The organism is Bradyrhizobium ontarionense (genome assembly GCF_021088345.1).
Taxonomy (GTDB): domain Bacteria; phylum Pseudomonadota; class Alphaproteobacteria; order Rhizobiales; family Xanthobacteraceae; genus Bradyrhizobium; species Bradyrhizobium ontarionense.
Genome location: NZ_CP088156.1, coordinates 3,224,998 through 3,245,840 on the forward strand (window position 1 = coordinate 3,224,998; position 20,843 = coordinate 3,245,840).

General features: G+C 64.5%; 20 protein-coding genes. 2 read left to right on the plus strand and 18 right to left on the minus strand.

All coding sequences use genetic code 11. From position 1 onward, the window contains the following. Positions 1–41 precede the first annotated feature (41 nt). The 15 genes from LQG66_RS14560 to LQG66_RS14630 form a co-directional block, all read right to left on the minus strand. Positions 42–1,784 carry an ABC transporter substrate-binding protein gene (locus tag LQG66_RS14560; protein ID WP_231327784.1) on the minus strand — a complete coding sequence of 581 codons (1,743 nt, stop codon included), beginning with the start codon at positions 1,782–1,784 and terminating at the stop codon, positions 42–44. A gap of 141 nt (positions 1,785–1,925) precedes the next feature. Then, positions 1,926–2,255, minus strand: a complete 330-nt coding sequence (locus LQG66_RS14565; protein WP_231326903.1) for a DUF2160 domain-containing protein — start codon at positions 2,253–2,255, stop codon at positions 1,926–1,928. Between the two features lie 257 nt (positions 2,256–2,512). Beyond that, positions 2,513–3,319, minus strand: a complete 807-nt coding sequence (locus LQG66_RS14570; protein WP_231326904.1) for a carbohydrate ABC transporter permease — start codon at positions 3,317–3,319, stop codon at positions 2,513–2,515. After that, a complete protein-coding gene (locus LQG66_RS14575; protein WP_231326905.1) occupies positions 3,319–4,221 on the minus strand; it encodes a carbohydrate ABC transporter permease in 903 nt (300 codons plus the stop codon). The genes LQG66_RS14570 and LQG66_RS14575 overlap by 1 nt, the downstream gene beginning before the upstream one ends. 3 nt (positions 4,222–4,224) lie before the next feature. Further along, positions 4,225–5,307: an ABC transporter ATP-binding protein gene (locus LQG66_RS14580; protein ID WP_231326906.1), complete on the minus strand. Its 1,083-nt coding sequence runs from the start codon at positions 5,305–5,307 to the stop codon at positions 4,225–4,227. Positions 5,308–5,319: 12 nt separating this feature from the next. Beyond that, positions 5,320–6,405: an ABC transporter ATP-binding protein gene (locus LQG66_RS14585; RefSeq protein WP_231326907.1), complete on the minus strand. Its 1,086-nt coding sequence runs from the start codon at positions 6,403–6,405 to the stop codon at positions 5,320–5,322. Then, the gene (glpD, locus tag LQG66_RS14590) at positions 6,402–7,955 is read right to left on the minus strand and encodes a glycerol-3-phosphate dehydrogenase (protein ID WP_231326908.1); all 1,554 of its coding nucleotides are present in this window, start codon (positions 7,953–7,955) and stop codon (positions 6,402–6,404) included. Before glpD ends, LQG66_RS14585 begins: the two co-directional genes overlap by 4 nt. 153 nt (positions 7,956–8,108) lie before the next feature. Beyond that, positions 8,109–8,942, minus strand: coding sequence for a DeoR/GlpR family DNA-binding transcription regulator (locus LQG66_RS14595; protein ID WP_231326909.1), 834 nt, complete (start codon positions 8,940–8,942; stop codon positions 8,109–8,111). Between the two features lie 159 nt (positions 8,943–9,101). Next, positions 9,102–9,293: a hypothetical protein gene (locus LQG66_RS14600; protein ID WP_231326910.1), complete on the minus strand. Its 192-nt coding sequence runs from the start codon at positions 9,291–9,293 to the stop codon at positions 9,102–9,104. Positions 9,294–9,467: 174 nt separating this feature from the next. Next, positions 9,468–9,710: a hypothetical protein gene (locus LQG66_RS14605; protein ID WP_231326911.1), complete on the minus strand. Its 243-nt coding sequence runs from the start codon at positions 9,708–9,710 to the stop codon at positions 9,468–9,470. Positions 9,711–10,112: 402 nt separating this feature from the next. After that, the gene (locus LQG66_RS14610) at positions 10,113–10,541 is read right to left on the minus strand and encodes an acyl-CoA thioesterase (RefSeq protein WP_231326912.1); all 429 of its coding nucleotides are present in this window, start codon (positions 10,539–10,541) and stop codon (positions 10,113–10,115) included. A gap of 50 nt (positions 10,542–10,591) precedes the next feature. Beyond that, positions 10,592–11,215 carry a flavin reductase family protein gene (locus tag LQG66_RS14615; protein ID WP_231326913.1) on the minus strand — a complete coding sequence of 208 codons (624 nt, stop codon included), beginning with the start codon at positions 11,213–11,215 and terminating at the stop codon, positions 10,592–10,594. Between the two features lie 68 nt (positions 11,216–11,283). Beyond that, positions 11,284–11,892, minus strand: a complete 609-nt coding sequence (locus LQG66_RS14620; protein WP_231327785.1) for a TetR/AcrR family transcriptional regulator — start codon at positions 11,890–11,892, stop codon at positions 11,284–11,286. Positions 11,893–11,912: 20 nt separating this feature from the next. Beyond that, positions 11,913–15,053 carry an efflux RND transporter permease subunit gene (locus LQG66_RS14625; RefSeq protein ID WP_231326914.1) on the minus strand — a complete coding sequence of 1,047 codons (3,141 nt, stop codon included), beginning with the start codon at positions 15,051–15,053 and terminating at the stop codon, positions 11,913–11,915. Between the two features lie 195 nt (positions 15,054–15,248). Beyond that, positions 15,249–16,355, minus strand: a complete 1,107-nt coding sequence (locus LQG66_RS14630; RefSeq protein ID WP_231326915.1) for an efflux RND transporter periplasmic adaptor subunit — start codon at positions 16,353–16,355, stop codon at positions 15,249–15,251. A 196-nt stretch (positions 16,356–16,551) separates the two neighbouring features. On the opposite strand from LQG66_RS14630, the gene LQG66_RS14635 reads away from it, so the two are divergent. Then, a complete protein-coding gene (locus tag LQG66_RS14635) occupies positions 16,552–17,172 on the plus strand; it encodes a hypothetical protein (RefSeq protein ID WP_231326916.1) in 621 nt (206 codons plus the stop codon). A 239-nt stretch (positions 17,173–17,411) separates the two neighbouring features. On the opposite strand, the gene LQG66_RS14640 is transcribed toward LQG66_RS14635, so the two are convergent. Continuing rightward, a complete protein-coding gene (locus tag LQG66_RS14640; protein WP_231326917.1) occupies positions 17,412–18,743 on the minus strand; it encodes an MFS transporter in 1,332 nt (443 codons plus the stop codon). Between the two features lie 129 nt (positions 18,744–18,872). On the opposite strand from LQG66_RS14640, the gene LQG66_RS14645 reads away from it, so the two are divergent. Beyond that, complete coding sequence (locus LQG66_RS14645; RefSeq protein ID WP_231326918.1) at positions 18,873–19,334, plus strand: ribosomal maturation YjgA family protein; 462 nt, start codon at positions 18,873–18,875, stop codon at positions 19,332–19,334. On the opposite strand, the gene LQG66_RS14650 is transcribed toward LQG66_RS14645, so the two are convergent. Next, positions 19,319–20,491, minus strand: a complete 1,173-nt coding sequence (locus tag LQG66_RS14650) for a winged helix-turn-helix domain-containing protein (protein ID WP_231326919.1) — start codon at positions 20,489–20,491, stop codon at positions 19,319–19,321. The two genes, LQG66_RS14645 and LQG66_RS14650, sit on opposite strands and share 16 nt — an antisense overlap. 74 nt (positions 20,492–20,565) lie before the next feature. Next, the gene (locus LQG66_RS14655; protein ID WP_231327786.1) at positions 20,566–20,799 is read right to left on the minus strand and encodes a hypothetical protein; all 234 of its coding nucleotides are present in this window, start codon (positions 20,797–20,799) and stop codon (positions 20,566–20,568) included. Positions 20,800–20,843: the final 44 nt, after the last annotated feature.

The window sequence follows — 20,843 nt, forward strand, 5'->3', positions numbered from 1 at the left end:
ACCAGATCCGAGGTGCCACGGTGGAGTTGACGACGCGGACCTTACTTCGCGTCCGCGCGCTTCGGCGGGCTGGCCGGCCACGACTTGATCAGCGTGTCGTAGTCGATGGTCTCGCCCTTCGGCTTCTCGTTGGCGAGCTTGCGCTGCGGAGCGATGTTGCCGTCCTTGGCCGACTTGTTGAACCAGTACTCGGCCGACTCCTTCTTGTTCAGCTTCGGACCGCAGTCGCCCTGGACTTTGGACTTCTCTAGACGCTCGAGGACGGAGTCCTGAGCGGCTGCGAGCGCATCCATCGCGGCTTGCGGGGTCTTCGCACCGGACGACGCATCGCCGATGTTCTGCCACCACAGCTGCGCCAGCTTCGGATAGTCGGGCACGTTGTTGCCGGTCGGGGTCCACTGCACGCGGGCGGGCGAGCGGTAGAACTCGATCAGGCCGCCGAGCTTCGGCGCACGCTCGGTGAACGACTTGTCCCAGATGTCGGATTCGCGGATGAAGGTGAGACCGACATGGCTCTTCTTCAGCGACACCGACTTGGAGACGATGAACTGCAGGTAGAGCCAGGCGGCCTTGCGGCGATCCGCCGGGGTCGACTTCAGGAGCGTCGCGGAGCCGACGTCCTGGTAGCCGAGCTTCATGCCGTCCTTCCAGTACGAGCCGTGCGGCGACGGGGCCATGCGCCATTTCGGCGTGCCGTCGGCGTTCATCACCGGCAGGCCGGGCTTGACCATGTCGGCGGTGAAGGCGGTGTACCAGAAGATCTGCTGGGCGACGTTGCCCTGCGACGGCACCGGGCCCGACTCGGAGAAGGTCATGCCCTGCGCCTGCGGCGGAGCATACTTCTTCATCCAGTCGAGATATTTGGCGATCGAGTAGACAGCAGCCGGGCCGTTGACGTCGCCGCCACGCTCGACCGAGGAGCCGACCGGACGGCAGCCTTCCATGCGGATGCCCCATTCGTCGACCGGCAGGCCGTTCGGGAGGCCCTTGTCGCCGTTGCCGGCCATCGACAGCCAGGCATCGGTGAAGCGCCAGCCGAGCGAGGGATCCTTCTTGCCATAGTCCATGTGGCCATAGACCTTGACGCCGTTGATCTCCTTGACGTCGTTGGTGAAGAAATCGGCGATGTCCTCATAGGCCGACCAGTTCACGGGCACGCCGAGGTCGTAGCCATACTTGGCCTTGAACTTGGCCTTGTAGTCCGCGTTGGTGAACCAGTCGTAGCGGAACCAATAGAGGTTGGCGAACTGCTGGTCAGGCAGCTGATAGAGATGGCCGTTCGGCGCGGTCGTGAACGACTTGCCGATGAAGTCGTCGACGTCGAGCCCGGGATTGGTGACGTCCTTGGCCTCGCCCTTCATCCACTCCGTGAGGTCGACGGCCTGGCCGTAGCGGAAGTGCGTGCCGATGAAGTCGGAGTCGTTGATCCAGCCGTCATAGACGTTCTTGCCGGACTGCATCTGGGTCTGGATCTTCTCGACGACGTCACCCTCCTGGATGATGTCGTGCTTGACCTTGATGCCGGTGATTTCCTCGAACGCCTTGGCCAGCGTCTTGGATTCATATTCATGCGTGGTCAGGGTTTCCGACACCACGTTGATGTCCATGCCCTTGAAGGGGGCAGCGGCCTTGATGAACCACTGCATCTCCTTCAGCTGGTCGTCCTTCGACAGCGTCGAAGGCTGAAATTCGCTGTCGATCCACTTCTTCGCCGCGGCCTCATCGGCGTAGGCGGGCGCGGTGAGCGCAGCCGACGCCGCCATCAGCGCGAATGCGCTCGTCATCATCAACGCCCTGGTCTTCGAGGCGTTGGCCCTGGGCAAGGGCTTCTTCCCTTCAGGCAGATATTGCATGGTGTTCCTCCATTGCAGTGACAGACTTCTTCAGGCCCGGGTTGCTCCCGGATCTGCTCCAATTCGTTCGCCTCAGACGGTGCGGAAGATCGCCACGGCCGACGCCAACGAAATCGCGCTTGCGAGCCACAGGCTCGAAATCTCAAAACTGTTTTCGCCGAGCGGTACGCTGGCGATGGCGTCGGTCCCGACCAGTGCGATCCACACCAGATGAATGACGGCGGCAGTGATCAGCGAAATGAACAGGCGGTCGCCGCGCGTGGTCGGAATCCGCAACACGCCGACCCGCTCCGCCTCCGGATAGGCCGCAGCAAGCCACGTCATGACCCCGAGCGTGCAGGCCAGCAGAACGAAGAAGATCGCGCTCGGCAGCGTCCAGGCCATCCATGCGATATTGTCCATGGCTCAAACCTTTCTGCCAGAGCGATCAAAAGCTCTAGCACCGAATGCGGTGCGCTCCCTCTCCCCGTTCTTACGGGGAGAGGGTCGGGGTGAGGGGCCGATGCACGAGCGGTGCGACTTGCGAAACCTGTACCCCCTCACCCGGATTGCATCTGACGATGCAACCCGACCTCTCAGCGCGAGCGAAGCTCGTCGCGCCCCCGCAAGCTGGGAGAGGTTAGAACCGCCGTGCGCTTGCGCGACAATCACACCCATCATCACACCCGCCCCAATGCGAAGCCGCGCGCGATGTAGTTGCGGACGAACCAGATCACGAGCGCGCCGGGGATGATCGTGAGCACGCCGGCGGCGGCGAGCAGGCCCCAGTCCATGCCTGCGGCGGAGACCGTGCGGGTCATGACCGCCGAGATCGGCTTGGCATCGACCGAGGTCAAGGTGCGGGCGAGCAGGAGCTCGACCCAGGAGAACATGAAGCAGAAGAACGCGGCGACGCCGATGCCGCTCGCGATCAGCGGCACCAGGATCTTCACGAAGAAGCGCGGAAACGAATAGCCGTCGAGGAACGCCGTTTCGTCGATCTCGCGCGGCACCGAGGAGACGAAGCCTTCGAGGATCCACACCGCCAGCGGAATGTTGAAAATGCAGTGCGCGAGCGCGACCGCCCATGGCGTATCGAACAGGCCGATCGCCGAATACAGGTTGAAGAACGGCAGCGCATAGACCGCGGCCGGCGCCATCCGGTTCGACAGCAGCCAGAAGAACAGGTGCTTGTCGCCGAGGAAGCGATAGCGCGAGAACGCGTAGGCCGCCGGCAACGCCACCGAGATCGAGATCACCGTGTTGATGATCACATATTTCAGCGAGTTGATGTAGCCGGAATACCAGCTCTCATCGGTGAAGATCCGCATGTAGTTCGCGATTGTCGGCTGGTGCGGCCACAGCGTCATCGTCGAGACAATCTCGGAATTGGTCTTGAAGCTCATGTTGACGAGCCAGTAGATCGGCAACAGCAGGAAGACCAGGAACACCGAGATGATGACGCGACGGCCCGGAATCGAGTTCATCACGCGCCTCCTTGCGTCGGCCGGCGCTCAGTGCCGGCATGGGTCATGATCGTATAGAAGATCCAGCAGACGATCAGGATGATCAGGTTGTAGACCAGCGACAGCGCCGCGGCCTTGCCGAGGTCGAACTGGCCGAGCGCGATCTTGACCAGCTCGATCGAGATGAAGGTGGTGGAATTGCCGGGCCCGCCGCCGGTCACGACGAACGGCTCGGTATAGATCATGAAGCTGTCCATGAAGCGCAGCAGCACCGCGATCAGCAGCACCCGGTGCATCTTCGGCAGCTGGATCGCGGTGAACACCGCCCAGCGCGAGGCACCGTCGATCTGCGCCGCCTGGTAATAGGCGTCGGGAATCGACTTCAGGCCGGCATAGCAGAGCAGCGCCACCAGGCTGGTCCAGTGCCAGACATCCATCACGATGACCGTCACCCAGGCGTCGATATCGTTGGAGACGTAATTGTAGTCGATGCCGATGCTGGTCAGGGTATAGCCGAGCAGGCCGATGTCGGGGCGGCCGAAGATCTGCCAGATGGTGCCGACGACGTTCCATGGAATCAGCAACGGCAGCGCCAGGGTGACGAGGCAGAACGCCACCGTCCAGCCGCCGCGCGGCATCGACAGCGCCACGACGATGCCGAGCGGCACCTCGATGGCGAGGATCACGGCCGAGAACAGCAGGTTGCGCCCGAGCGAGGCCAGGAAACGGCCGCCGAGATCGGTCGAGGGATCGAGCAGCTCCTTGAACCAGCCGACCCCGTTCCAGAAGAACTGGTTGTTGCCGAACGTATCCTGAAGCGAATAGTTCACGACCGTCATCAGCGGCAGGATGGCGGAGAACGCGACCAGCAGGAACACCGGCAGTACCAGGAACCAGGCCTTGTTGTTGATGGTCTTGTCCATCACTTAGGCTCCCTCGACGAGGCGGCTGTCGGCATAGACATGGACATGCGACGGGTCGAAGCGCAGCCCGATCGCCGCCCCCTGCGGCGAGAACCCGGCCGGCAGGCGCGCGGCGAACTTGACGTCGCCGACGCGGACCTGCGCGAAGCGGATGCGGCCGAGATCGTCGATGCGCTCGATGTTGGCGTCGAGCAGGCCTGGTCCGGGTGCTGCGACGTCGACGAACTCCGGACGCACGCCGATCTCGATCTTGGCGCCCGCCGGCAGCGCATCGTAGCTGCGTGCGAGCGTCAGGGTGTGGCCGTCGATGCGGGCCTCGCGGCCCTTCACGTCCGCGGAGAGGATGTTCATGCCGGGCGAGCCGATGAAGTAGCCGACGAAGGTGTGCGCCGGCTTGTCGAACAGTTCCGCCGGCGTGCCGCTCTGCACCACACGGCCGTCATGCATCACGACTACGGTGTCTGCGAAGGTCAACGCCTCGGTCTGGTCGTGGGTCACGTAGATCATCGTCAGATCGAGCTCGCGATGCAGCGCCTTCAGCTTCGAGCGCAGCTGCCATTTCAGCTCGGGATCGATCACGGTCAGCGGCTCGTCGAACAGCACCGCGGCGACGTCTGAGCGCACCAGCCCGCGGCCGAGCGAGATCTTCTGCTTGGCGTCAGCCGTGAGCCGCGTCGCCTTGCGGTTGAGATCCGGCGTCAGGTCGAGCAGCCGCGCGATCTCGGCGACGCGCTTGTCGATCTCGGCCTTCGGCACACCGCGATTCTTGAGCGGGAACGCAAGATTCTCGCCGACGGTCATGGTGTCGTAGATGACCGGGAACTGGAACACCTGCGCGATGTTGCGCTCGCGGGTCGAGGCTTTCGTGATGTCGGTGCCGTCGAACAGGATCTTGCCGCGCGAGGGCACGAGAATGCCGGAGATCAAGTTGAGCAGCGTGGTCTTGCCGCAGCCCGAGGGCCCGAGCAGCGCATAGGCGCCGCCCTGGCGCCAGGTCATCGTGACCGGCTTCAGCGCGAAGCTTTCGATGTCGGCATTGTTGCCATGGTAGGATTGGGCGAGATCGACGAGGTCAATGCGGGCCATGCGGCATCTCCCTCATAGGCTCTTCGGCGCCGCGACCAGTCGGTCGCTGGCGTCGAACACAAAGACGTCGGCGGGATCGAGCACGGCGTCCAGGATATCGCCGGGCTCGTATTCATGGACGCCGTGCAGCACGGCGACCCAGTTCATGCCATCGCACGTCAGGTGCACAAAGCTCTCCGAACCGGTGATCTCCGTCACGGAGACGGTCGCCGGGAAGGCGTGGCGGCCATGGCTGGCGCCGGCCTTCGCGAGCCCGAGCTGGTGCGGGCGAAGACCGGCGCGGTAATTGCCATCGGGCAGATCGGCATAGAGTCCGCCCGCCGGCGCGCTCACGCCACCGGCGTAATGCACGCTGTCGCCACGCTTCTGGATGTCGACGATGTTCATCGGCGGGTCCGAAAACACCTGGCCGACGCGCAAGGTGTCGGGACGGCGATACACGGCTGCGGTGTCGCCGGCCTGCAGCACCTCGCCTTCCCACATGCAGATGGTACGGCCGCCGAGCAGCAGCGCTTCCGACGGCTCGGTGGTGGCATAGACGAAGATCGCGCCTGACGCCTCGAAGATGCGCGGCAGCTCGGTGCGCAGCTCCTCGCGCAGCTTGTAGTCGAGATTGGCCAGGGGCTCGTCGAGCAGCACGAGATCGGCGCCTTTCACCAACGCCCGCGCAATCGCAGTGCGCTGCTGCTGGCCGCCAGAGAGCTGCAGCGGCGTGCGCTTCAGATAGGGCTCGAGCCTGAGCAGCCCGGCGGCTTCCGCGACGCGCTTCTCGATCTCCTGGCGCGACTTGCCCTGAACGCGCAAGGGCGAAGCGATGTTCTCATACACCGTGAGCGAGGGATAGTTGATGAACTGCTGATAGACCATCGCGACCGAGCGCTGCCGCACGTCGGCGCCGGTGACGTCCTTGCCGTCGACCAGCACGCGGCCGGTGGTCGGCCGGTCGAGGCCGGCGAGCAGCCGCATGATCGAGGTCTTCCCCGACAAGGTCGGGCCGAGCAGCACGCTGAGCGTGCCGCGCTGCAAGGTCAGCGAGACATCGCGAATGGTGGTGAGCCCGTCGACGATGCGCGAGACGTGGTCGAGCGTCACGCTCATGCGCGTCCCCCTGCTTCACGCACCGGAGGGGCAGCCCTGTCGCGATTGGCGACGATCCATGCATCGAGCGCGGCGATTTCCGCCGCCGACATCCGCAACCCCAGCTTCGATCGCCGCCACACAATGTCCTCGGCCGTCAACGCCCACTCGTCCGTCATCAGGTACCTGACTTCACGCTCCGTCAAGGTGCCACCGAAATCCTGGCCGAGATCGGCGGAAGATGTCGCCCCGGCAAGCATCGTCGCGGCCCGCGTGCCATAGGCATGCGCGATACGCTTCGCATGAGCATCTGTCAGGAAAGGATAAGTGTGGCGGAGACCGGCGATCAGCGGCGCCACGGCCGTGACCTTCATGTCGCCGCCGGGCAGCGGCGCCCTGCCGGTCCAGCCTTCCTGCGCCTTCGTGCCCTTCAGATAGGGCGCGAGGCGCTCCAGCGCCTCCTCCGACAATCGGCGGTAGGTCGTGATCTTGCCGCCATAGATCGACAACAGCGGCAGGCCGCCCGGCGTATCGAGCTCGAACACGTAGTCGCGTGTCGCCGCCTTGGCTTCGCTGGCGCCATCGTCATAGAGCGGCCGCACGCCGGAATAGCTCCACACGACGTCGGCCGGCTTGACCGGCTTGGCGAGATATTCGCCGAGCGCGGCGCAGAGATAGGCGATCTCCTCGTCGGTCGCTTTCACCTTGGCCGGGTCGCCCTGATAGTCGCGGTCCGTCGTGCCGATCAGCGTAAAGTCCTGCTGGTAGGGGATCGCGAAGATGATGCGGCCATCGGCGTTCTGGAAGATGTAGGCGCGATCGTGATCGTAGAGCTTGCGCACCACGATGTGCGAGCCCTGCACCAGCCGCACTTTCGCTTTTGCATTGACGCCGGCGCCCGACGCCAGCACCTGCTCCACCCAGGGCCCGGCGGCATTGACCAGCGCACGCGCCTTGATGGTCTCGCGCTCGCCGCTCTGCGTGTTCTCGGTGGTGACCAGCCAGACGCCGTCGTCCTGCCGGATCTCGGTCGCACGGGCGCGCGTGCGGATCACGGCGCCCCGGTCGGCGGCATCGCGCGCGGTGAGCACGACGAGACGGGCATCGTCGACGAAGCAGTCGGAATATTCGAAGCCCCTGGCATAGCGCCCGGCAATCAGCGGCCGGCCGACCTCGTCGGTCCGCAAATCGACCGAACGGGTCGGCGGCAGCAGCTTGCGCCCGCCGAGATGGTCATAGAGAAACAGGCCGAGGCGCAGCAGCCAGGCCGGCCGCAGGCCCGCATGATGCGGCAGCACGAAGCGCAGCGGGCTGATGATGTGAGGCGCGATCTGCCACAGGATCTCGCGCTCGATCAGCGCCTCGCGCACCAGGCGGAACTCGTAATATTCGAGATAGCGCAGGCCGCCATGCACGAGCTTGGTGGACCAGGACGAGGTCCCGCTCGCCAGATCGTTCATTTCACAGAGAAAAACGGAGTTTCCGCGTCCGGCCGCATCGCGCGCGATGCCGCAGCCGTTCACGCCGCCTCCGACAATGGCGAGGTCGTAGATCCGCTCCAACAGACGCATCCCCCGGCAATCGCCTTCAAACCGGCGATTTCACTTTCACTTTCGAGTTAATCACAAACGAAAGTGAAAGCAAATCGAAATCCGCATGTTGGACCGAGATTGGGCAGAACGTGCCCAATCAGGGATCAAACGGCCCGGGATGATGGCGGAATGTCAGGCGCGGCGTAGCACTGCTGGCGACGGGGTTTCGGTCGCTTCTGCAGCCTCGTCCGTTTCGTCAGCCGGCATCGCCGAGATCACCTCGATGCCGCGGCTGTGGCAGATGCTGGCGAGCCCGTCCGGCAGCGGACGATCGGTGACGAAGGTCTGGATCTGGCTGAGATGCGCGATGCGCACCGGCGCGCTGCGGTGGAGCTTGGTCGAATCGGCCACCAGCATCACGCTGCGGGCATTGGCGATGATGGCCTGCGCGACCTGCACCTCGCGATAATCGAAGTCGAGCAGCGCGCCCTCCTCGTCGATCGCGGACGCGCCGATGATGGCGTAATCGACCTTGAACTGGCCGATCAGCTGCGTCGCAGTCGATCCGACCACGCCGCCGTCCGAGCGCCGCACCGTGCCGCCGGCCACGATCACCTCGATGCGCGGATGGCGATAGAGCAGCATCGCGACATTGAGGTTGTTGGTGATGACCAGAAGATCCTGATGCGAGGACAGCGCGCTCGCAACCTCCTCCGTCGTCGTGCCGATGTTGATGAAGAGCGAGGAGCCGTTGGGAATGCGGGCGGCCGCGATCGCGCCAATCGCCTTCTTCTCGTCGGCAGCGACGAAGCGCCGCGCCTCATAGGCGAGGTTCTCGACCCCGGAGGCGATGATGGCGCCGCCATGGATGCGCGTCAAAGCGCGCTGCTCGCACAGATCGTTGAGGTCCTTGCGGATCGTCTGCGCCGACACTTCGAACCGGCGCGCGAGATCCTCCACCATGACGCGGCCGGAGGCGCGGGCGACATTCAGAATCTCGGTCTGGCGCTGTGAAAGGACAACCATGGCGAACTTTCGAGACGAACCGCACCATGGTGATGCCGATCGAGTCGAGCGTCAATGCGCGAGCGCGCAAAGCACCGCAGCAATTCATCGCGGTGCAGCGCGACAATTATGTCTCGTGGACGACCACGGTCGTGATGGCGACCGAATCGAGCTTGCGGATCAGGCCGCGACGCTCAACTCGCCGGCGACGATGCGCATGGCGGCACGTTCGGCCTCGCGGGCGGTGCGAAACACCTGGCCTTCGAGGACATTGAAGCGGTGCGACGCCGCAAAGAAGCGGAAGCCGCCGCGATCCCGAATGACGATGCCTGCCGCCTGGGAGCTGACCTCGATGATGTAGGTGTCGGACATTGCGCATTCCCGCCGTTTATTCCGGGGCTTATAACCGGGCTCCATGACGGTTGTTCCGATCAGGGAGCCACCGGACATCCGATGTGCTGAATGCATGCCAACAGGCAATTGTGTGGATGTTATGTTTGCCGCAGCGCGCGCGATCGCGTTCTCGACGCCGCTTCAGCCGCCGAATCAGTGCAAATCGTCCGGGACCAGGGTGGCCTTGCGCAGCGAGGCGCCGGCTCCGTCCAGGCGATCATGATGCTGGCCCAGCAGCTCGTAGATCGTGCGCAGATCCCGCAACACCTCGAGATGATGCTCACGAAACGTGCTGAGCTGAACTTCGTAGATGCCAATTCTCCGCTCGGCATGAAGCAGCCGCTGCTGCAGCTTCTTGAGGACCTGCAAGGTCAAGTTCTCGTCGGCGTCCGACATGGACTTACTCCCACCCTGTTCGTGCAACACGTCCCCCGACCGTTTTCCCCTGTGGCCGGCAATTCTTTCCGGCTGTCCTTTTTTGCCGTGATGATCGGAAACGGACCACCGTCATCACCAGTGCGATGCCCCAATCGAAACTCGCAATGGGGCAGAGACGCGGCGAGACGCGCGTAAGCAACCAGAACTTGCAAACATCGTAAAGACGCCTGAGCTGTGGACAAGACCTACATCGCGCGAGATTGATCGTCGGGATGCTGATGCCCACGGATGCGTCACTGTCCGCCTCGGTCCTGCACGATGTCAGGAAACGCACGCCACCGGATCGCGGTTCCTTATGTCGAGCAAGCGCCTTATGCCGCGCGCATTAACAGAGGTTACTAATGACGGCCGCCGATGCGATCAGGTGGTGATCGCCCCGTCCCGTCTGACCGGCTGGGGCCGGCCGTCATCGTCGATCGACACATAGGTGAAGTTGCCGTCGGTGACCAGGATCGGCTGCTCCTCCTTCCGGCGCAGCACCCAGGCCTCGAGACGCACGGTCATCGAGGTGCGGCCGACACGCACGAGATGCGCATAGACCGAGACGAGATCGCCGACATAGACCGCTTTCCGGAAGTTCATCGCCTCGATCGCGACCGTCACGGTCCGCGATTTCGCGATCTTGGCGGCGAACACGCCGCCGCCGACGTCCATCTGGCTGAGCAGCCAGCCGCCGAAGATGTCGCCATTGGCGTTGGTATCGGCCGGCATCGCCAGCGTGCGGATGCAGAGATCGCCGCGGGGCTCGGTCGGCGCTGACAGCGCGGCATGGACGGTCGCTTCGGTCACGTCAGGCGGTCTCCCCCGTAATATTCAGCAATGATGAGACGTAGCGCACATCAGTCCGGCCTGATCATCTCGAACATGTCTTCGGCCTTGATCTCGAAATAGTCGCCGCGGCGGCCGGCGCGCACGATCGGATGCGCCAGCGCGGTCTGATAGACGCCGTCCTTGATCAGCGCCTTGTCGATATGCACGGCGACGACCTCGCCGAGGGTCAGCCAGGCCTGCGCCTTGGTGCCGTCAGCGCCCTGCAGCTGGATGATCTGCGTGACCTTGCACTCGAACGCCACCGGGCTCTCGCCGACGCGCGGCACGTTGACGAATTTGCTTGGGACGGCGGTGACGCCGGCGAGCTTGAACTCGTCGACCTCGCGCGCGACATGCGCGGCGGTCGCATTCATGTGGGTCGCCAGATCGCGCGTCACCAGATTCCAGACGAACTCGCCGGTATCCTTGATGTTGGCGACACTGTCCTTCCACTGCGTCGAGGAAAAGCCGATAATCGGCGGCGTGTAGTTGAAGGCGTTGAAGAAGCTGTAGGGCGCCAGGTTGACGTGGCCGTCGGCATCGCGGGAGGAGATCCAGCCGATCGGACGCGGGGCGACGATGGCGTTGAAGGGATCGTGCTTGAGGCCGTGACCGTTCTTCGGTTCGTAGAAATGCAAGTCCTGCTCGGTCACGCCATCGTCTCCCCGGATCACAGTCATTCCGGGGCGATGCAGAGCATCGAACCCGGAATGACTGCAACCTAGACCGCAGCGCTCCGTGAACCAAGCCCCGCCAGCACGAAATCGGTCATCTCCTCGACGGTCGGCCCCGGCTTGGTCGCGCATTGGGCGATCATCTGCGGATGGAAGAAGCGCATCATCGCAGTGGTCGCGCATTTCGCGGCCAGCACCAGGTCGGGCGCTTGAAATTCGCCGGACGCCAGCCCTTGCGCGATCACGCTGCCGATGATCTCGGTGATCAACAGCATGTGCGCTTCGCAGACCTCCCAGCTCTCCTCCATGGCCACGGCGACCATCTCGTGCAGCTTGGCGTCGCCGACATAGCGTTCGCTGTTCATCCGGTGAATCGTGACGAGCAGCTCCCGCAACCGCGGCGCAGCCGGTCCCTGGCGGCCCGCGATCTCCTGGGCCGCCACCTCGACCTCGCTCATCAGTGAACGGGCCACCGCCTGGTGGATCGCCCTCTTCGAATCGAAGAAGCGATAGACATTCGCCGGACTCATGTGGAGTTCCTTGGCGATGTCGGCGACCGTCGTCTTCTGATAGCCGATCTGCCGAAACAGCCGCTCCGCCACCACGAGAATCCGCTCGCTCGTATCGGGTTCGATATGTTCGGAAACCAGCGTCATCATGCCTGCAATCATTTCACCTATTCAGCGGCTTCAGCGATCGGAAATGCGGGGGCCGGATGGTCCTGATGCTGCGCCGCGGGATCGATCTGCGTGCCAGTCCCACGCTGATCGAGGGTCTTACGAAACCAGAGGGCATACAAGCCCGGCAAGTACAGCAGAGTGAGGAAGGTTGCAACAAACAAGCCGCCCATGATGGTGATCGCCATCGGCCCCCAGAAGGCGGAGCGCGACAGCGGGATCATGGCGAGGATGGCGGCGAGCGCGGTCAGCACCACCGGACGGGCGCGGCGAACGGTGGCCTCGATGATCGCCTCCTTGCGCGTCAGGCCATGGGCGACGTCGGTCTCGATCTGATCGACCAGGATCACCGCGTTGCGCATGATCATGCCGGCCAGCGCGATCAGGCCGAGCAGCGCCACGAAGCCGAACGGCGCGTTGGCGACGTTGAGCCCAAGCGAGGCGCCGACGATGCCGAGCGGCGCGGTCAGGAACACCAGGATCAGCCGCGAGAAGCTCTGCAGCTGGATCATCAGCAGGGTCAGCATCACGATGACCATCAGCGGAAACAGCACGAAGATCGAGGCATTGCCCTTGGCGGATTCCTCGAACGCGCCGCCGGCCTCGATCCGGTAGGCGGGCTCGAGGCGGTTGCGGATGTCCTGCAGCTTCGGTGAGATCTGGTTGGTGACATCGGGTGCCTGGACGCCATCCGCCACATCGGCGCGCACCGTGATCGCCATGTCGCGGTTGCGCCGCCACAGGATCGGCTCCTCGTGCGAATACTTGATCTTGGCGATCTGCTGCAGCGGCACCGCCACGCCATTCTTCGAGGTGATGGTGAGGTCGCCGACATGGGCGAGATCGAGCCGCTCGGACGGCGCCGCACGCGCGACGACGCCGACCTTCTCGATGCCGTCGCGGATGGTCGTGACCTGCACGCCGGAAATCAGCATCGCCAGCGCCTGCGAGACGTCCTGCGGGGTGAGGCCAAGCGCGCGGGCGCGGTCCTGGTCGACCACGAGCTTCAGATAGGGCGACTGCTCGTTCCAGTCGAGCTGCGGATCCCTGACGTTCGGGTTCTGCCTGACCACATCGCGGACCTGGTAGGCGATGTCGCGCACCTTGGCCGCATCGGGGCCGATGACTCGGAACTGGACGGGGAAACCGACCGGCGGACCGAAATTGAAGCGATCGACCCGGACGCGCGCTTCGTTCAGCACGCCGTTGGCGGCGGCGGTCTCGATCTTGGCCTTGATCCGCTCGCGCGCCGCAACGTCCTTGGCGACGATCACGATCTCGGCGAAGGCCTCGTTCGGCAGTTGCGGGTTGAGGCCGAGCCAGAAGCGCGGCGAGCCCTGCCCGACATAGGCGGTGTAGGTCTCGATGTCCTTGTCGTCCTTGAGCAGCTTCTCTGCCGTCTTGGCGGCCTGCTCGGTGACCCCGAACGCCGTGCCCTCCGGCAGGCGCAGCTGCAGGAACAATTCGGGCCGCTCCGACAGCGGGAAGAACTGCTGCTGGACATGGCCGAACGCCACGATCGCAGCTGCGAACACGCCGACGGTCGCGGCGACCGTGGTGATGCGGTGATCGACGCACCAGCGGATCACGCGGCGCAGGCCCCGGTACATCCGCGTATCATAGATCGCGTGCTCGTCATGGCCGTGATGCGCCTTCATGTCGGGTAGCAGCTTGACGCCGATATAGGGCGTGAAGATCACCGCGACGAACCAGGACGCAACGAGCGCGATGGCGACGATCCAGAAGATGCTGCCGGCATATTCGCCGACCGCTGAATTGGCAAAGCCGATCGGCAGGAAGCCGGCGGCCGTGACCAGCGTTCCGGTCAGCATCGGGAATGCGGTGGATTCCCAGGCAAAGGACGCCGCGCGCATCCGATCCCAGCCCTGCTCCATCTTCACCACCATCATCTCGACCGCGATGATGGCGTCATCGACCAGCAGGCCGAGCGCGATGATGAGGGCTCCAAGCGAGATGCGATGCAGGTTGAGCCCCATGATGTTCATGACGATGAAGACGAGCCCGAGCACCAGCGGCACCGACAGCGCCACCACGATGCCGGTGCGCCAGCCGAGCGCCAGGAACGACACGAACAGCACGATCGCCAGCGCCTCGACGAACGAGTGCACGAACTCGCTGACGGCGTGTTCGACCACCTTGGGCTGATCCGCAATCTGCTCGATCTCGATGCCCTGCGGCACGGCCTTCATGAAGTCGTCGGCGGCAGCGTGAACCTCCTTGCCGAGCTCCAGGATGTTGGCCTCCTTGGCCGTGACGACGCCGATGCCGAGCGCCGGCCTGCCCTCCTGCCGCACCTTGAAAGTCGGCGGGTCGACGAAGCCGTGGGTGACGGTGGCGATATCGCCGAGCCGGAACACGCGTCCGTTGCTTTCGACCGGCGTCTCCGCCACGGCCTTGGCGCCGTCGAGCGCGCCGGTGACCCGCAGCGGCACGCGCTGGGCATTGGTCTCGACCGTGCCGGCCGGGGTTACGTTGTTCTGCTTGGCGAGCGAGTCGAACAGCGCCTGCGGCGTGATGCCGAGCGTGGCGAGCTTGGCATGGCTGAACTCGACATAGATGCGCTCGTCCTGGGTGCCGTAGAGATTGACCTTGGTGACGCCGGCGACCTTCAGCAGGCGCTGGCGCAAGCCTTCGGCGGTCTTCTTCAGCTGCGCATAATCCGCGCCGTCGCCGGTCATCATGAACAGGATGGAATCGACGTCGGAGAACTCGTCATTGACGAAGGGTCCGACGATGCCCGCCGGCAGCGACGACTGCACGTCGTCGAGCTTCTTGCGGATCAGATAGAACAGATGCGGCACCTCCTTCGGCGGCGTCGAATCGCGGAAGGTCACCTGCATCGCGGTGAAAGCCGGCTTCGAATAGGTCTGCACCTTCTCGAAGTAAGGCAGCTCCTGCAGCTTCTTCTCGATGGGGTCGGCGACCTGGCTCTGCATTTCGGCGGCGGTCGCGCCCGGCCACATCACCGAGACGTTGACGACCTTGACCGTGAAGAACGGATCTTCCGCGCGGCCGAGCTTCTGATAGGAGAAGAAGCCGGCGACGCCGAGCGCGATGATCAGGAACAGCACCAGCGGCGGATGACTGACCGCCCAGGCCGAAAGATTGAAGCGCTTCATCGTCGTCTCCGATGATCTGTTGCCGCTTGAGACACTGCCGGTTGATAGAACTCGTCATTGCGAGGAGCTTCAGCGACGAAGCAATCCAGACTGCACTTGCCGAAGAACCCTGGATTGCTTCCGCCGTCGCCCTTCGGGCTATGGCGGACAAGTCGCTTCGCTCGCAATGACGGACGCTGGTATTCGTGGTCTGCGTCAGAACGTCAGCGCCGAGACCACCCGGACCTTCTGGCCCGGATCGAGCTTCTGCACGCCGAGCGCGACCACCTTGTCGCCTTCGTCGACACCGCCCGAGATCAGCACGTCCTTGCTCTCGTAGGCCTTCACCGTGACCGGCTTCAGCGTCACCTCGCCCTTGTCGTTGACGACATAGAAGGACGGCTCGCGGCCCTCGCTGAACAGCGCCGACAGCGGCAGCCGTGCCACCCGCGTGGTGGCGGGATCGGCGAGCGTCAGGGTCGCGGTCATGCCGAGCGAGACGGCGTCGCCGGCGTCCGGCAGCGAGAACTTGGCGAGATAGGTGCGCGTGGCGGGGTCGGCAGCCGGCGCGATCTCGCGCAGCTTCGCTGCATATTTCTTGTCGGCCTCCGACCACAGCGTGACGGAGGCGCTGCCGGTCTTGGCGCGCTCGAGCAAGGTCTCGGGGATCGCGACCACGGCTTCCTTCTCGGCGAAGCGTGCGACGCGGATCGCAGCCTGGCCGGAGGCGACCACCATCCCGGGCTCGATCAGCGTCGCGGTGACGACCCCCCGGGCATCGGCGAGCAAGGTCGCGTAAGAGAGCGAGTTCCTGGTCAGCTCGACCGAGCGCTCGGCGCGATTGAGCCGTGCCCGTGCCTCATCGGCTGACGCGCGCGCCTGATCCATCTGCGCGTCCGTGGTCCAGCCCTTGGCGCGCAATTCCCTGGCTCTGGTCTCGGCCGCCGAAGCCTGCGCCAGCACGCCGGTGGCGGCGCGGAATTCGGCGTCGGCCTGCTCGGCCTGCAGCTTCAGGTCGACCTCGTCGAGAGTCGCCAGCGGCTGGTCGATTTCGACGGTCTGGCCGACCTCGACGAGGCGCTTGGCGACCTTGCCAGCGACACGGAAGCCGATATCGGCCTCGATGCGCGGCCTGATCGTGCCGACGAAGCTGCGTTCGGGCGTCTCGCCCTCATAATGGACCGGAGCGACCAGAACCGGCCGGGTCGGCTCGGCCTTCTGGGCCACGGTCTCGTTGCAGCCGGCCAGCGCGGCGGCCATGGTGGCCAGCGCCAGACCGGTCAAGAGCTTGGAATAACTCGCGGAAATCAGCCGGATCAGCATTGGACACCTCTCGCTGCAGTTGCGAGAGAATGTCGATTGTTGAGTGACGAATGTCAATAATCGTCATCGATCAGGACTTCGTGAGCATTACGACATGTTGCCGCAGGAGCTCCCGGCTTTAGCTTACGAGCCGGGTCCCGCCCTGCTCAGACGGGCGTCTTTGCTGTTTCATGCGTCACAGAACGAAATCCCGCCAATGGACATGATCGCCATCCTTGCCGTCATTGCGCTCATCCTTGGGCCGCTTCACATCTACCTGCACAATCGCCGCATTCGCGCTGCTATGGCTGCTGCTGTCGCCGCACGCCCGCTCGCGCCCCTCGTTGCGCACTACTCGCGTTACCACATGGTGCGACTGATCGGAGCGGGACTGGCTATAACATCGACCTGCCTCGTCTTGATTTTTGATCACCGTCCTACCTACGTGGCAAAGGTCCTGCTGTCCGGAGGATTTGTTGCCGGAATAGCGGCCACGCTGCTGTGGTGCTACCGCCTCATATGCCGTGCTGGCGAGGCTGTCATCGTCGTTGACGTCGCCGGCTTCTGGGACTCGCGCATTGGCCCTGAAGCAATTCCGTGGTCGGCGATCACGCGTGTATCGGAGACGACGGTAAGGGGTGGCGACTTGGCGGGCTTCGCCTTGACCGTCGAGGGCGCACGCGCTCATGGCTTGTCATTGAAGCGTTGGATCGACCGAAAATTGATAGCTGCGTCCGGCGTCCGGCGGTTCGAGATAGGGTTCGGTGGCTTGAATGTTGCTCCGCGCACGATGCTCTCTGCCATCAGAGCCCAAATTGCGGCCCAGAAGACAAAGTGATTGACGATGGAGCCCCACCGGGGCCGTCTTCTCGGAAGGCCCGCCGAAGGCCTCACGGTGCCAGAAGCACCGCCGCGCACGCCGATCAGTTCGCTCGGTCACATCGGCCCGGTGAGATGCCGAATAAGAACCCGCACATGTAGCACTGCTTCTGGGTGTCCTTCGGCAGGGTGCAGAGTCCTCGCATCGCGCATCAAAAGAGGCAGGGCTCGCCCGGCACTCCGCCGCGACACTCCGCCTCACTCCGCCGGCGCTTCTCCCGCGAACTCGATCTTGCTCTCGTGCCCGCCGAAGAACACGAGCAGGCCGGCGATCAGCGGCAGCACCGACAAGGCGAGCAGGCCATGGGCGGTCGAGCCGGTGCTGTCCTTGATCCAGCCGACCAGATAAGGCCCGCCGAAGCCGGCGAGGTTGCCGATCGAGTTGATCAGCGCGATCGCGCCGGCCGCCGCGGTGCCCGACAGCCATGCGGTCGGCAGGGTCCAGAACACGCCGAAGACGCAGAACACGCCGATGGCGGCCACCGTGAGCGCGACCATCGTCAGGGTGGGATCGCCCGTGACGCTGGAGACCGCGAGCGCAACGGCGATCAGGATCATCGGCGCGCCGACATGGACCACGCGCTCGCGCGTCGCATCGGAATGGCGCGCCCACAGGATCATCGCGATGGTGCCGAAGGCATAGGGGATCGCCGAGACGAAGCCGGTCTGCGCGTTGGTCAGGCCGAACGCCTTGACGATCTGCGGCAGCCAGAACTGCATGCCATAGAGCGCGCCGACGAAGCCGAAATAGATCAGGCTCAGCACGATCACCTTCGGCGAGGACAACGCCTCGCCCAGCGTCATGTGTCCTGCCGCCTGCTTGGCGGCGGTCTCGGCCTGCAGCCGTGCGGCGAGCCAGGCCTTCTGCTCCGCCGACAGCCAGGCCGCATGCTCCGGCCGGTCGGTCAGATAGAACCAGGTGACGACGCCAAGCACGATCGACGGAATACCTTCGATGATGAACAGCCACTGCCATCCCTGCAGGCCCATGGCGCCGTGGAGGCCGAGCAACAGGCCGGACACCGGTGCGCCGATCACGCTCGAGACGGGGACGGCGACCGCGAAGGCCGCGAGGAAGCGGGCGCGGTACTGCGCGGGGTACCAATAAGTGAGATAGAGGATGATCCCGGGAAAGAAGCCCGCCTCGGCCACGCCGAGCAGGAAGCGCAGCGCGTAGAAGCTCCACGGACCGGACACCAGCGCCATCAACGCCGAGATGATGCCCCAGGTGACCATGATGCGCGCGATCCAGCGGCTGGCGCCGAACTTCTCCAGCGCCAGATTGCTCGGCACCTCGAAGATGAAATAGCCGATGAAGAAGATGCCGGCGCCCCAGGCGAAGATCAGCGGCGTGAACTTCAGCTCGGCATTCATGGTCAGCGCGGCAAAGCTGAGATTGACCCGGTCGAGATAGGAGAAGAAATAGGCGAGCATCAGGAAGGGAATCAGGCGCCAGGAGATGGCGCGGATGGTCGATGTCTCGATATCGGAACGGGCCGGATCGGCCGATATGTTGGCGGACAGACTCATCGATCTCCTCCCAGGAGTTTTGAAGACGTTTGTAGTTGATCGCGGGTGTTGAGCATCGGTCGTGGCAAGTCAATCGGAAAACCAGCTATCCCACAGCTCGTCGACGCATCGCGGGGGCGCGGCTCGCGCATGACGACATCGTCCACCGACGCCCCAAACTCTGCCGACCGATGGCGCCGCGCCGGCGGGGCGCTCGGCACGGCGCTGGTCGTGATCGCGCTCGGTCTTGCGTTGCGGGTCTACGGGCGCGGCCTCGGCATTCCCGCCTTCGTCGTCAAATATGGCGGCTCGGTCTTGTGGGCGACGATGGTTTATTTCCTTCTCGCGACGCTGCTGCCGCCCCTGTCCTGGCGCCCGCTCGGTCTCATCGCTCTCGCTGTCGCCGTGATCGTCGAGGCGAGCCGGCTGATCCATACGCCCTGGCTCGACGGCTTCCGCATCACGCTCGCAGGCGCATTGTTGCTCGGGCGGATCTTCTCGCTCTGGAACGTCGTCGCTTACGCCGCCGGCATCACGCTCGGGATCTGGATCGATCGGATGCTGAGCGCGCCGGCCTCATCGCGCGCGCCCGCGCGTCAGTCGCCGAGCTGAAACCGCTGGAACGAGTGCAGCTCGTCCTCGATGCGCCGCTTCAGATCCTTGCGCGCCTCGCCGCGCGCCGCCCTGCCCTGGCCGACCCAGCTCCATTTCTGCATCAAGAGCTTTCCGGCCTGCCGGTCGGTCTTGAGGTCCAACGCCGCCACGATCTCGTCGCCGACCAGCACCGGCAGCGCGAAATAGCCGAGCTGGCGCTTCTCCTTCGGTACATAGGCTTCGAACCTGTGCGCATAGTCGAAGACCGCCTGGGTCCGCTTGCGCTGAATGATCAGAGGATCGAACGGTGAGAGAATGTGCACCCGCTCGGGACTGATCTCGATCGTCGCCTCCACCGCGCCGGGCTCGGCCCAATGTTCCTGCCGGCCTGCGCCCTCCAGGGCCACGGGCACGAGCTCACCGCGCCGGACCCGGGCATCGACGATCCGCCGCACCTGCGTCTTGGCGGATGCATTGAGGTGGCAGAGCGAATCCAGGCTGACGATGCCCTGCGCGCGCAGGCCGCGGTCGAGCAGATAGGCCGCGACCTCGCGCTCGGTCGCCGCCTTCGGCAGCCGCTCCCAGCCGAAATGCCGGGTGGTGAGGTCGTAGGTCTTGAGCATGCCGTCGCGGCCGGCGACCGTCAGCACGCCCTCGTAGAAGCCGAGCTGCAGGGCGCGCTTCGACGGCTTGCGGCTCGCCCACAGATGCTCCTTCTCGGTCAGCACGTCGTCGTCGATGTCGCGGATCGTCAGCGCGCCGTCCCGCCGGATCAGCCGCATCACCTTGCGCATGTCCTCGGGCTTCACGGTCTTGAGCCAGCGATGCCCGTCGCGGCGATGCCGGCGCATCGCCGGAGCGAAGTAGCGGAAGTCTTTCGCGGGCACGTAGGCCAGCGCGTGCGTCCAATATTCGAAGACGCTCTTGTCCACGCTCTGCGCCTGCCTGAGATCGGCGCGGCGATAGGCGGGGATACGGCTGAACAGGATGTGATGATGGCAGCGCTCGATCACGTTGATCGTGTCGATCTGCACATAGCCGAGATGGGCGATGGCGGCGGCGACGGCCTCGGGCCCGGCACCGAACGGCGCCTCGGCATCAAGGCGCTGGGCGCGCAGCCAGATTTTTCGCGCAGCGATCGTGGACAGGGGAAAGGGAGAGGAAGCGGCGGGCATGGCCGCACGATCGTGCGAGATTCGGCCGTGACTCCGCAACGGCAATCAATCCGCCAGATCCCGTTCCCTGGACCTCAAGGCTTCGTCGCCTTGTCGGGAATGCTGCCGGTTGCAATCTCTGCCTTGCAGGTGGCCCGGCCGGGGTCCGACGCGCGGCACTTGTAGACGCGTCCGGTGACCCGATCGACGAGCCAGGCCGTATCCTCGGCGGGACTTTCGAACCCGACATAGCGGTTCCCAATGGCCGAGAGCAGCGTCGACAGCAGAATGGCTGCGGCAATGATGCCGGCCCCGATCAGGATCGACATCGAACTCATGGAACCAGAATTATCCGGGCCGGTGGCCCGATAGG